Annotated in this window: 11 protein-coding genes; 8 read left to right on the top strand and 3 right to left on the bottom strand. The window is 57.1% G+C overall.

Annotated elements, in window-relative coordinates; all coding sequences use genetic code 11:
* The coding region (locus CJ255_RS18750) for a hypothetical protein (protein ID WP_133117013.1) at positions 1-271 on the bottom strand (271 nt) is incomplete at its 3' end.
* Between the two features lie 59 nt (positions 272-330).
* Positions 331-807, bottom strand: coding sequence for a hypothetical protein (locus CJ255_RS18745; RefSeq protein WP_097645621.1), 477 nt, complete (start codon positions 805-807; stop codon positions 331-333).
* A 363-nt stretch (positions 808-1,170) separates the two neighbouring features.
* Between CJ255_RS18745 and CJ255_RS18740 the strand changes: the two genes are divergently transcribed.
* From CJ255_RS18740 to CJ255_RS18730, 3 genes are all read left to right on the top strand, one after another.
* Positions 1,171-2,247, top strand: a complete 1,077-nt coding sequence (locus CJ255_RS18740; protein ID WP_124682007.1) for an STAS domain-containing protein — start codon at positions 1,171-1,173, stop codon at positions 2,245-2,247.
* A 172-nt stretch (positions 2,248-2,419) separates the two neighbouring features.
* Positions 2,420-3,445 (top strand): sensor histidine kinase, encoded by a 1,026-nt coding sequence (locus CJ255_RS18735; RefSeq protein ID WP_097645619.1) that lies wholly within the window; start codon positions 2,420-2,422, stop codon positions 3,443-3,445.
* 136 nt (positions 3,446-3,581) lie between these two features.
* Positions 3,582-4,298 carry a response regulator gene (locus tag CJ255_RS18730; RefSeq protein WP_097645618.1) on the top strand — a complete coding sequence of 239 codons (717 nt, stop codon included), beginning with the start codon at positions 3,582-3,584 and terminating at the stop codon, positions 4,296-4,298.
* Between the two features lie 67 nt (positions 4,299-4,365).
* On the opposite strand, the gene topA is transcribed toward CJ255_RS18730, so the two are convergent.
* Positions 4,366-6,786: a type I DNA topoisomerase gene (gene topA / locus CJ255_RS18725; RefSeq protein WP_097645617.1), complete on the bottom strand. Its 2,421-nt coding sequence runs from the start codon at positions 6,784-6,786 to the stop codon at positions 4,366-4,368.
* Positions 6,787-7,140: 354 nt separating this feature from the next.
* Here topA and CJ255_RS18720 point away from each other — a divergent pair, with 354 nt between their 5' ends.
* The 5 genes from CJ255_RS18720 (at position 7,141) to CJ255_RS18700 (ending at position 12,239) form a co-directional block, all read left to right on the top strand.
* Complete coding sequence (locus tag CJ255_RS18720) at positions 7,141-7,782, top strand: histidine phosphatase family protein (protein WP_097645616.1); 642 nt, start codon at positions 7,141-7,143, stop codon at positions 7,780-7,782.
* A 243-nt stretch (positions 7,783-8,025) separates the two neighbouring features.
* Positions 8,026-8,712 (top strand): LuxR C-terminal-related transcriptional regulator, encoded by a 687-nt coding sequence (locus tag CJ255_RS18715; RefSeq protein WP_097645615.1) that lies wholly within the window; start codon positions 8,026-8,028, stop codon positions 8,710-8,712.
* 10 nt (positions 8,713-8,722) lie between these two features.
* The gene (locus CJ255_RS18710; RefSeq protein ID WP_217352490.1) at positions 8,723-10,813 is read left to right on the top strand and encodes a TolB family protein; all 2,091 of its coding nucleotides are present in this window, start codon (positions 8,723-8,725) and stop codon (positions 10,811-10,813) included.
* Positions 10,814-10,916: 103 nt separating this feature from the next.
* On the top strand, positions 10,917-11,705 hold the full coding sequence (locus CJ255_RS18705; protein ID WP_097645614.1) for a hypothetical protein: 789 nt from the start codon (positions 10,917-10,919) through the stop codon (positions 11,703-11,705).
* A gap of 33 nt (positions 11,706-11,738) precedes the next feature.
* Positions 11,739-12,239: a hypothetical protein gene (locus CJ255_RS18700; protein ID WP_097645613.1), complete on the top strand. Its 501-nt coding sequence runs from the start codon at positions 11,739-11,741 to the stop codon at positions 12,237-12,239.
* Positions 12,240-12,469: the final 230 nt, after the last annotated feature.

Here is a 12,469-nt window from a genome sequence, read left to right as displayed (position 1 = left end):
ATGGCCCTTCTCGATACCTTCTGCCACTCCTTCTTCCCTCCACTTGCTGATCAAGGGGGATTCGGGGATGCCGTAGCAACTCAAGATGGCCCTTCTCGATACCTTCTGCCACTCCTTCTTCCCTCCACTTGCTGATCAAGGGGGATTCGGGGATGCCGTAGCGATCATAGCGAATAATCTGTTCGGCCATTGCTGCAAGCTCCTTATCCGTACATAAGAGGAGGAATTCGGTCAAGAGTTGCTCCTGACGTTCGCCACTAGTCTGCGTCATGATCTGGTGGACCGCTTGGGTCAGGATGGGCTTTGGATCGCGTAAGCGTGTCTGCCCGATCAGCGCCAACAGCGCAGGGCGTTGGCTGCGACAAGCTCAGCCAACGTCAAGAACGCCGTTGGCTGAGCTTGTCGCAGCCAGCTTGTCGAAGTCAGCTTGTCGAAGCCAACGGCGCGCGCCCCAACCCCGCCTACATACCATACCACACTGTACACTGGTATGTTCCGGTAGGTGGTCGTGAGCCGGGTTTGGTAATCGAGCATGCGCAGCGGCATGGAACGTTTGCTGCCCGGCCCTTGGAATTCAAGGTGGAGGATCACCTCACGGCCAGGGTTCAGGGTGACAAAAAAGACCAAATCGCTGTCGAGTTCCTCCGGCGGGGGCGGCAACGTGCCGGGACGGGTGCTGACCCGCAGCACGGGGCCACCAAAGATCCATGCGGCCACATCATCGGCGGCCATGGTCACCAAGCGTTTCAAGGGGTGGTTGGTTTCAGCCATAACGCCCTTCACACAACGGTAGGGGAGCAAGACCATTTCATGCTCCTACTTATATACCGCTGAAGAGGGCTAAAAGATACGGTTTTGGGCACTTGTTCCGTGTTGGCGGCTTTGCCGCCAACACGGGAAAAAAAACGGGGTTTGGGGCACAGCCCCAACACTGATCGTAGGGCGGCAAGCCCTAACGGGTTAGGCTTGCACGCAAAGTGACTATAAACACTACAGATTGCATATAGATACTAGCAGTGGTTACATTCTATAATCATGAATTGTGAGGGATGCGTGAGGCGAAGACGCGAGGGCTGCGCGTCCTCGCGTCCTCGCGTCCTCGCAAACGGTAAAGTGCCTCCGAACCTTCCCTGAGCATGAAACCACCAAACCAAGGATGACCCAAGCGTGGTGAACCAACAGCACTTGCATAAGCTTTTTGTCATGCAGCATAGCGATGAGGATCTGCAACGGCGCGGCCAGAATCTGATTGTGGTGCTATGGGCCGGGATTGCGTTGTCGTTGCTCACCTTACCGCTGGTCTGGTTGGAGGGGCGCTACGTTTCGGTCTTCAATGTACTCATTGCACTGCCTTTGGGTCTCTTGCTGATCCAACTGACCCGCCGCGGCTGGGTTGATCTGGTAGCAATTATCACCGTCATCGTGATCATCATCAGTTTGGGGGTAGCGCCCTTTGTCTCTGCAACCTTTCTCACCAGTGCCTACTTCTTTCCCCTCACCACGCTGGTGGCGGGCTACACGCTGGGGCCACGCGGCATCTTGTGGACCCTCTTGATCAATATGGTCACGTTAGGAATTGTTGTCTGGTTGCTCGATAATACGCCGCCGGAGGTGCCGACGGTCGTAGCAACCATGATCTACGTGACCGCGTTGCTGATCTTTGGCACGATCATTGCGGTACTGAGTGCTTTTACGGCAACACGGACGATTACAAAGATCCGTGCGGCCCGTGAGGATGCGCGTCAGGCTAGTGCCGCCTTAGCCTATGCCAATGCCCATCTGGAGGAGCAGGTGGCGCTGCGTACCGCCGATTTGAGCCAAGCGCTCACGGCGATTGAGCGCCACGCCGAGGAGTTGGAGCGCCAAATGGCGACCCAACAGCAACTTAATGAGCTGATTACCCAGATGGCGCTGCCGCTGCTGCCGGTGCAACGCGATACCTTGGTGGTGCCGTTGGTGGGCATCTTCGACCACGAGCGGATTGGTTTGCTGGAAGAGCGGGTATTGCAGGCGGTGGAGCAGCGTGGAACGCGGACGCTCATCTTCGACATCACTGGCGTCTCGTGCATCGATACCCACACAGGCCAAGCGATCATGCGCTGCGCCACCGCCCTCAAGCTCATGGGGGCACGCACGGTGCTGGTGGGCATCCGCCCAGAGGTAGCCCAAACGCTCGTGAGTTTAGGCATTGATTTGGCCGATCTTACGACCCATGTGGATCTGGAGAGCGCCTTGGTTCTGCGTTAGAGGCTATCTGAAAAGTCTATGGACTGGCGTTGGAGTGCCGGCTTCAGCCGGCTAAAGCCGGCACTCCAACGCATAGCTATGAGCTTTTCAGACAGCCTCTTAGTAGCGACTCCGCGCATCGCGTGCTATACTGAGCTATCCTTCATGCTTGGCGATATGTTGGGGGCCTATCTTGAGCCGTGATCGATCAGCGCTATTAGAGTCTGCTCATGGAATCATCAATGAGCAGATTGCGCGTCTGCGCGAGTTGCATCAGTCAACCCAGGAGCGGTTGGGCAAGCTTGAGATTGCGGTACGTACCTCGGAGCGGCAGCTCGATGAACTGTTGGTGCAGAGCCGTTTTGCAGCCGAGCGCGGGTTACCCAATGCCGAAGCGGCGGCGGCGCGTGAGCAACAGGCGCGCAACGAGCATGACCAACTGGCCGCCGAGTATACAGAGTTGCGGCGCACCTTGCGCCAACTTGATCAACTGGTGCGCCAGATTGAAATGAGTAGCGCCACGCTGAGCGGTACGGCAGAGGGTGAACCAGCAGACCCATGGGTGCAAGCGTTGTGCGCCCAGGTGATTATGGGCCGCGAAGAGGAGCGCAACCGGCTGGCGCGTGAGGTTCACGATGGCCCAGCCCAAGTGCTGGCCAATACGCTCATGGGCCTTGAACGCAGCCAAACGCTCCTCGCCGATGGCCGCCACGAACGCCTCGGTAGCCTCTTGGCTCAGATGAGCGAAGTGACCCGTGAGGGGCTGTATGAGGTACGCGGCTTTATTGCCGATCTGCGCCCAGCCCGCTTGGAAGAACAAGGCCTCGTGGAGGCGCTCCAAGAGTATCTGCGCCGCTACCGTAATCGCGTCAATGCCGCCGTGAGCTTTGAGGCCGATCCGTTGCCCCGTCTGCCCGCTGAAGCCGAGATTGTTCTCTACCGTGTTGTGCAAGAATCGTTGCAAAATGCCCGCAAACATGCCCGCAATGCACCGATCCACATTACGATCAGTGTACGCAAAAACATGCTCAACCTAACCATTCATGATGAAGGCCCCGGCTTTGATCCGCGCGAGGTCGCCCGGCGGGCAGGCCGTGAAAGTTGGGGGCTCACCAGCATGCGCGAGCGTGCTGAACTCATTGGTGCTCGCTTTGTTGTTACCACCCGTCCCGGCCATGGGACGAAGGTGGCGCTTCGTCTGCCGGTTCTGGTGGTGTAATACCATTTACGATTGTAGATTGTAGATTGTAGATTGCAGATTGCAGATTGCCGAACATGGCGTTCCAATGGGCTTTAACGTTCTTGATAATGCGGTATGTTCAAGGGTAATTGGTATAACCACGGAGAGATTGCCTATGTCGCTTCCCATCCGTGTGCTCATTATTGACGATCATCCACTCTTTCGTCAGGGCATTCGCTGGACATTGGAGGATGCCCCCGATATTTCGGTCATTGGCGAGGCCGAAAATGGCCAAGAGGCGCTCAAGCTCAGTGAGCGGCTCAATCCCGATGTGGTGCTGGTAGACATCAATCTACCCGGGCTCAATGGCCTTGAAGTCGCCCGCGTGATCAAGCGCCGTGATCCGCGTATGGGCATCATTGTACTCAGTGTCTATGAGGATGACGATCAACTTTTCCAAGCGATCAAGGTAGGGGCTGCGGCCTATTCGTCAAAGGATGTCAATCCTGAAGACCTGCTCTTTTTTATTCGTGAAGTAGCCAAAGGCAAATACCTGATCAACGAGTCGGTACTCGCCAAACCCAACGTTGCTACGCGGGTGCTGCACCAATTCCGCGAACTCGCCGCCTCCGACGATGAGCAGACGAGTACGCTCTTTGCCCCCCTCACTAGCCGCGAGATCGAAATCCTCGACTGCATCGCCCGTGGGCTTTCCAATAAAGAGATCGCCCACGAACTGAGCATCAGTGGTCAAACGGTCAAGAACCACATCACCTCGATCCTCTCCAAGCTGCAAGTGAATGACCGCACCATGGCGGTTATTTTTGCGATCAAGCGTGGTTGGATTCGTATGGGCTACCAATCGGGCGAGGAGCCGGTCGGAATGCAGTAGGGAAATCTTCGCTCTCGTGTTGGTGGCGTAGCCATCAACACGAGAGCGGGCTTAAATAAACCCCTTTTTATGCCCGCTTCTTGGCCGCAGGTTTCTTGGCCTCGGCAGATTTCTTGGCCGCAGGTTTCTTGGTTTCCACCGGCTTCTTGGCGGTATTGGCTCGCTGCTTGGTTGTCGGTTTTTTGGCCACTTCGCCTTCGGGCGGGGCGGGCTCGGCGCTTGTGGTGGTAACGGGGGCCAACTCTTCAAGGCTGTTGGTCACGTAGTCGCATTTGGGGTAGCGCGAGCAGCCGAAGAAGGGGCGACCAAAGCGGCCACGCCGCTGCAAGAGTTCACCCTCGCTACACTTGGGACAAGCGACGCCAGTGGGCAATGGAAGCGGCACAGGTTTACCGTCCTTGCCGATGCGCCGCGTATTGGCACACTCTGGATAGCCCGAACAGCCCAAGAAGGGGCCAAAGCGGCTCTTTTTGATCACCATTGGCCGCCCACAGAGATTGCACATCACATCGCTCGTTTCGGGCGCACTTGCTTTTGCCAGTACAATTTGACCATCGCTGTTGCGGTGGAAATCACTGGTGAAGTCGCACGAATCGGCTTGCGCCTCTTTGCTATAGCGCGTACAGGCAAGGAATTCGCCATTGCGCCCAAACTTGATCGCCAAATGCCCTTGGGTACACTTGGGGCATACAAGTTCGGTGACAATCTCTTCGCGCTTGACATTGCGCATCTCGCGCTGCGCGGTAGCCAAGGTCTCTTGGAACGGCCCGTAGAAGTCGCGCAGCACGGGCACCCACGCCTTCGAGCCATCGGCAATATCATCGAGTTGTTGCTCGAGCGCCGAGGTGAAATCATAATCCACAATCTTGGGAAAGTGCGCCACGAGCAGGTCGGTCACCACACGGCCCAACGTCGTGGGAATGAGCTTCTTCTCAGTCAACGAGACATACTCCCGATCCTGGATGGTCGAGATGATCGAGGCATAGGTTGAGGGCCGCCCGATGCCCAGACGTTCCAACTCCTTCACGAGGCTCGCCTCGGTGTAGCGCGGGGGCGGCTCGGTGAAGTGTTGAATGGGCAACAATTGCAACAGATCGAGCCCATTACCCTCAGCCAACAGCGGCAGACGGCGCTCGCTATCTTCGTCCTCCTCACCCTCATCGAGGCTCACATTGTAGACTGCGAGGAAGCCAGGGAACTTGAGGACACTGCCGGTTGCGCGGAAGAGGTAGGGCGGCGGGGTGGTGGGCTGGCTCTGATTCTGGCTCAAGGTCGCAATATCCACCGTCGTACTATCAAAGATAGCCGGGGCCATTTGCGAAGCAACAAAGCGCTTCCAGATCAACTCATAGAGCCGCAGCATATCGCGTTCCAGCTTACTGGCAACATCATCGGGCAGGCGACTACTACTCGTGGGTCGAATAGCCTCGTGGGCCTCTTGTGCGCCTTTAGCCTTGGCACGGTAGACGGGGGGCTTTTCGGGCAGATACTCCTGGCCAAAGCGCTGGGCAATCAACTCGCGTGCTTCAGCCTGAGCCTCCGCCGAGATAGTCGTGCTATCGGTACGCATATAGGTAATCAGCCCAACCGTACCCTCATCGCCACCAACATCAATCCCCTCATAGAGCCGTTGAGCGAGGGTCATGGTCTTTTTGGCACTAAAGCCCAACTTACGGCCCGCCTCTTGTTGCAGGGTACTGGTTGTAAAGGGGGGGGCTGGACTACGACGCTTATCCTTACGGGTAACCTTCTGTACCCGATAGGCGGCATTGGCCAGATCGGCCACAATCGCATCGGCCTGCTCTTGGTTTCCAATCGCAAACTTATCTAATTTTTTGCCCTCGCGCTCAATCAAGGTCGCCTTAAACGCATCACGCGGAGCCGTACCACCCTCTTTTAACAGATCAGCCTCAATCGTCCAATACTCCACCGCAACAAAGGCTTCAACTGCACGTTCACGCTCAACAATCAACCGCACCGCAACAGATTGCACGCGCCCAGCCGAAAGGCCCCGTTTGACCTTATCCCAGAGCAGAGGGCTGAGTTGATAGCCCACCAGCCGATCCAGCACGCGACGGGCCTGTTGGGCCTGCACAAGGTTCGCATTGATCGTTCGCGGCGTCTGGATGGCCTGGAGTACCGCATTGCGCGTAATCTCCTGAAAGACCACCCGATGCACCGGGATGCGCTGTGACTCATTAACCGCCTCGGTGATATGCCACGCAATCGCCTCACCCTCACGATCTGGGTCAGTCGCCAGATAGATTGCGTCGGCACTGCGCGCTGCTTGACGCAGCTCACTCACCACCTTCTGCTTCGTGACCTCATAGCTCGGCTCAAAGTCGTGTTCAACATCAATTGCCAAATCACGCTTAGGCAGATCGCGCACATGCCCCATACTTGAGGTCACGCGGAAGCCACGTCCAAGGTACTTCTGTATCGTCTTCGCTTTTGCCGGTGACTCAACAATAACCAGCTTATCGCCCATTGGGAAACCTATATGCCTTACAACGTGCCACTTTTTCTCCGCTGCACTATACGCGGGCGCGTTAGCCTTGTCAAGGGTGGATCAAGCAGATGCAGCCTTTCGGCTATAATGGTTCCCAGGTGCGTCTGCAAGGCAAGCCTTGCAGACGCACCTGGGGCTACGCTCATTTGCATTACGTTTAGGGCTGTCGCCCTAAAACCCGCTTTGGGGCTACCGCCCCAAACTCCGTTTTTTGTTGCGTTTTGGCGGCGAAGCCGCCAAAACGCAACAAAAAGAGTTTTCTTGGTGGAGGCGGAGCCTCTGCCAAACCTCCGCAAGGAAGCCTAACGTAGTACAAAGGCAGAAAGAAGAACTATGCGACTGATCATTGTGCGCCATGGTGAGAGCGAGTGGAACCGGATTCATCGGTACCAAGGGCAAATGGATGCGGCCCTCTCCGATTTAGGGCTGCGTCAAGCTGAGGCGTTGGCCGAACGGCTCAAGAGTGAGCAGCTTGACCAAATCTATACCAGTAAGCTCCAGCGTGCAGCCCGCACCGCGCAGGCGATTGCGCTGCACCACCCCAATACCCCTTTCGCCTATAGCGATGCTCTGCTTGAGATTCACCATGGTGAATGGCAAGGCAAGTATGCCGATGAGATCACGGCGAACTATGCCGAAGGACTGCGCGAATGGCGCGAACACCCCACCCGTTCGCAGATGCCCGGCGGCGAAAGTTTCTCCAACGTACTTAAACGCACCCTCGATTTCCTCGAACAGGCCCTTGTACAGCACCGCGACCAGACCGTCTTGGTCAGTACCCACGATGTGATTGTCAAGATTTTTGTAGCCCACGCCTTGGGGATGGATATGGATCGCATCAATCGCATCTGGGTCACCAATGCAAGCATCTCGGTGATCGAGTATAGCGACGAGCTGCCCTACCTCGTGAGCCTGAGTGAAGCCTGCCACCTTGGTACGCTGGCAAGCACCCGTGAGGGCCAGAAGGCGCTGTGAGGATACTATAGGAGGTAGGAAAGAGAAGGTAGGAAATAGAGTAAATGTACCTCTTTCCTACTTCCTATTTCCTCTTTCCTTTCCTCCCCCTCCTCTGCACACAAGCAGACCACGAAGCGCACACAATTCACAAGCACTGCATCTTGTCTCAGGCTACTCAATCAGCTATAATTACTGCACGTATCTGGATCAACTAGGTCTTGTCTGCCCCATGAGGCCGGTAGAGTGCTAAGGAAGCTGCCATTGAGCGTCACTTCAATAGTTCTTGTCCATGCTCATGCCCTCTTCCGCGAAGGGTTGCGGCACCACCTTCAGGCGCTGCCCGATTTTCGCATTGCAGGTGAAGCGAGTAATGGCCAACAGGCAATTCAACTGGTTGATTATACCGATCCCGATCTGGTGCTGATGGAGGTAGATCTCCCTGGCATTAATGGCCTAGAGGTTTCGCGTGTGTTGAAGCGTTCCCACCCCCACGTTGGCATTATTCTCTTCAGTAGTGCGCTTGATGGTACCCTTGTGGTCAAGGCCATCCGCGCTGGCGTCGCGGGTTATCTGCCGCGCAATATCGAATGGCCGATTCTGCTGCAAACGTTAATTGAAGTGCGCCGTGGCGAGTATCCGATCAACGAGCTTGTTCTTTCGTTGCCCGAAGTGGCCTCCCAAGTCCTCGCTGCCTTTCGCCAAATGGTGGTTGATGAAGATACGCAGAGTATCTATTCGCCGCTCTCGCCCCGTGAACTGGAAGTGCTTGAATTGGTCGCCGGTGGTCATACCAATAAAGAGATTGCTCAACGCCTCGATATTAGCAACCAGACGGTGAAGAACCATGTCTCCTCCATCCTGCGTAAGCTTGCCGTGAATGACCGCACCCAAGCGGTGGTCTATGCCATGCGCCGTGGCTGGATCAAGGTAATCTTGCCAGGGGATTAGAACGATAACCATGATCGTAGCAAAATATCTGCGTACCCTGCTCGCACTGCCGCTTATCCTTGTGCTGCTCTTGGCGGGTTGCGATCTGATGGTGGCCGGTGAGCGTGAAGAGATCGCAAATCTTGAGACGATCTTGGCGCTGACGCCCTCACCTACCAATTCCCCGACCCCGACCAATACCCCCGAGCCGACGCCGACCTTTACGCCGACGGTGGGCCCAACCGATACGCCGACGCCAACGCCTGAAGCCACTGCTACGCCGCTGCCGCCGACGCCAACCCCCAATCCGGCCCTGGCTGGCTTTGGTTTTTGTGACCAGCAGGGCGGCGCGACGGTTGGCCTCTTTTCGGCCCGTCTCGCTGAACTTGAGGCCAGTGGTACCCCTGCCTATGAGCAGGTTTTTCTGCGTTTTGATCTGGCCCCCAACTCGGCCCCGATTGGTGCGTGGGCGAGCTGTGTTGGCCCCGCCGATAGCGCCAGCCTTGCGCCTGAACGTGATCCCGCGCCCTACGCGGTGCGCGTGAGTCTGCCGGGTTGGCTGCGTGATGATCAGTTCCACGCTTCGGAATTGGGTGAGACGATTAGCTTTACGGGGACGCGCATCGTTACGGCGCTGCGTATGGTGCCCGCCGCCGACCCAGAGGCTGGTGCTGATCTGCTGATTGAATTGAGTGAGCCGTTGCCCTTCCGCTTGACCGTTGAGCGCGATCCGAGCCGCTTGATTATTGCGGTGGCCCGTGAATCGCCGGTGGTTGAGGCGAGCGATGAGCTACGCATCGCTACCAACGATGATGCTCCTAGCCTTGCAGCGCCAGTCTTTACGCTCTTTGATGGTGATCTCTGGGCGATTGAGGCGGGCTTGGATAACCCTGAGCCGGGTTGGACTCTTGAGCGCGCTGGGGTGCGCAACCTCACCAATTCGCCTGAGAGTGAAACCCATGTTGCGGTCAGTCCTGATGGCAACAGCATTGCCTTCTGTCGCGCCGCTCCCGGCCTCGATCCGGGTGATGCTGAGTTGCCGGTGCCGAGTGCCCTCTGGATTATGAATGTTGATGGTAGCAATCAGCGGATGCTGGCCCAGGTTGGCGTCAGTTGTGCCGACCCCGCCTTTAGCCCTGATAGTGGCACCCTTGCCTTTGCGGTGGATGAGACGGGCGCAATGCCGATTAAACGTGCGATCTACATTGTCTCGACCACGCGGGGCGGCACGGCGCGGCGCTTGGGGAGTAGTGGCGATGAGTGGAGCCGTTTTGCACCGCAGTGGCTGCAAGGCGGGGGCATCATCTATGCTGCTGAAGCCCAAGATGGCCGTAGTACCCTCTTCTTCCGCCGCACCCCCTCGCAGTCCGAAGAGGATGTCGGGGCCGATTTGCTGGTGCGCGCTGATGGGCACGCCCCCTATGCCGCCTTCGGTCGCCCCTTAGCGGCCCAGGATGGCAGCCGGGTGGCAGTTGAGGCGCTGCGGAGCGACGCTCCCGGAGCTAATCTGCTCATCCTTGATGCGCGTGGCACGCTGATCGACACGCTTGGTAGCCAGCAGATCGTGTTGCCAACCGCCACGCCTACCCCAACGGGTACGCCCACGAGTACCAGTACGCCAACGCCTACCCATACGCCCGAACCCGCTGATACTGAGGAAGACACGACGCCTACCGTAGAGCCAACCGCTACCCCAGAGGATGAAGCAACGCCTACGGCGACCTCAGCGCCTATGCCCACCCCCGAATTGGCCCCGCCGCCCCAAGTGCAGCGCGAAGGCCCCTTCTGGACGCGCCCGCTTGCCTGGGATGAGGATGGTCGCCTGATCTACCTCAGTACCCTTTGTGCCAGTCATGCCATCCATGATTATGAAGTTAAACGTTGGCTTGGTGCCCAGCGCACCGAGGTCTTGACGAGTGGCCAAGGGCTTGGCGGCATCGGTGCGGCCACCATCGTGGGCGACGGGTTGATCTACCAACTCACACCGCCACCAAGCGGGTCACGCGGCCCCCGCGCCCACACCCCCCGCGAGCCGGTTGAACTCTGGCTTTGGGATCTACGCAACGACACCCGCGCCCGGCTACTCAGCAGCGAGCGCGGCATGGGCCTGTTGGGTTCGTAAGACTCTTAACAACTTTGTCATTGCGAATTTACGTGGTCTTCATTCTTCCGTGCTATGCTACAGCCGCTACTACACCTAATTGGCCTAGCGGAAGGAATGAACGATGACGGTGATCGAGAGCTATCAGCGGCGCAACAATGAAGCTTCATTACTGATCATAGAGCGCATTCTACGCGACCGTGATTCCTTTTGGTACCAAGTGGCTGAAGAACGCGATTTGAACCGGCTGATTGGCCAGATGTTTGTCAGTTCAAGCATCTCGTTCAGCCTCTACGGCATTGTGCTTGGCCTCTCGCACAGTTGGCTGCAGGCGCTCTCGTCGGCGGTGAAACTCCCGTTGCTCTTTGTGCTTACGATTGCCATCTGTCTCCCTTCACTCTACCTCTTTAACCTTGTCTTCGGTTCACGGCTCAGTGTCCGCCAGGCGCTCTCGATTGTGCTGACATCCACCACCGTTATTGCCATGCTGACCTTGGCCTTTGCTCCGATCAGCCTCTTCTTTCTGCTCAGCGCCCCGAACTATGAGTTCTTCAAGCTACTCAATGTGGCCATTCTCACGCTCACTGGCTTTGTAGGTCTCACCTTCCTCGTTGATGGGATGCGCTACTTGAACAATACGGCGCTACAATTCCTACAAAGCCAAGGGCTCCAAACCGAGTCTAAGCCTGAAGCTGGTGAACAGCGTCAAACCAACCTGCCAACTGTGGTGAAACCTGTGAGCATGAAGTTGATCTACTTTTGGGTGATCCTCTTTGGCTTTGTCGGTACGCAACTCGCTTGGACGCTGCGCCCCTTCTTTGGCGACCCGATGGGTGAGTTTGCAATCTTCCGGCCCATTGAAGGAAACTTCTATGTCAACCTGATTGGCACGTTGCTCCAGATGATGCGCTAAAGAGCACGCTTTCATGCAGAGGTGGAGTTGGTCATGCGTGATCCCCTAACAACCGTGCTTGGTCTCGTCGCAGTTACAATCTTTGCGGGCATCTTTGTCTTCGTGCTATTACGTTATGGCACGAGTCCAGAGCGACGCCACTCCTTCATTTTGGGCTACCCGCCCACCCTCTTTCCCAACCAACAACTGGTTGCGCTCCCCGCTCTGATCGCGCTGGCCGCCAGCCAAGCCCGGCTCATGCAGGTTTACGCCAAGCTCCAGCCCCGCAGCACCGCCCAGGTCTGGCTCCATGCCTACCTGACCGAGTTGCGTGGAATTATGGATGCCGCCTATAAGGCCGCAGAGGTGGCGTTGATCTATGAGCATACCGAGCTACTCGACCGGATCGCTACGGAGGTTGCGACGAGTGAGCGTTCGATTGCCCAAGAAGCCATGCGCCACCTGCTGCACAACGAGCGCGACCTAGACCTGATGGCACTTGATGTGCGTTTAGCCACACTTCAGCGTTTTGCGCGCGAGTTGGCACGGGCGTAGAGAGCTACGGAGGGTTGAACCACAGAGGCACCGAGGACACAGAGGTTTTAGGGAATTTGGCAATAGCGCAAAAACCACGCTGTTGGGGAAGCAGATTTTGTTGCGTACCCCATTACTTTGTCACTCTGAGTACCTCATGGCCCGCAGGCCAGTGGCACGGAGAGAAACAGCGTGAGTGCGCTGCCCCTCCGCTGGCTGAGCTTGTCGAAGCCAGCGGAGGGTGGCGGCGC

This window comes from Candidatus Viridilinea mediisalina, assembly GCF_002532535.1.
Taxonomy (GTDB): domain Bacteria; phylum Chloroflexota; class Chloroflexia; order Chloroflexales; family Chloroflexaceae; genus Viridilinea; species Viridilinea mediisalina.
The sequence above is the reverse complement of the archived record's forward strand: the minus strand, read 5'-3'. Positions and strand labels throughout refer to the sequence as shown.

What these genes read in the sequence shown, in the direction of transcription:
- CJ255_RS18745 (WP_097645621.1), bottom strand. Translation starts at nt 807, where the DNA reads ATGGTCTTGCTCCCCTACCGTTGTGTGAAGGGCGTTATGGCTGAAACC.
- CJ255_RS18730 (WP_097645618.1), top strand. Translation starts at nt 3,582, where the DNA reads ATGTCGCTTCCCATCCGTGTGCTCATTATTGACGATCATCCACTCTTT.
- topA (WP_097645617.1), bottom strand. Translation starts at nt 6,786, where the DNA reads ATGGGCGATAAGCTGGTTATTGTTGAGTCACCGGCAAAAGCGAAGACG.
- CJ255_RS18720 (WP_097645616.1), top strand. Translation starts at nt 7,141, where the DNA reads ATGCGACTGATCATTGTGCGCCATGGTGAGAGCGAGTGGAACCGGATT.
- CJ255_RS18710 (WP_217352490.1), top strand. Translation starts at nt 8,723, where the DNA reads ATGATCGTAGCAAAATATCTGCGTACCCTGCTCGCACTGCCGCTTATC.
- CJ255_RS18705 (WP_097645614.1), top strand. Translation starts at nt 10,917, where the DNA reads ATGACGGTGATCGAGAGCTATCAGCGGCGCAACAATGAAGCTTCATTA.
- CJ255_RS18700 (WP_097645613.1), top strand. Translation starts at nt 11,739, where the DNA reads ATGCGTGATCCCCTAACAACCGTGCTTGGTCTCGTCGCAGTTACAATC.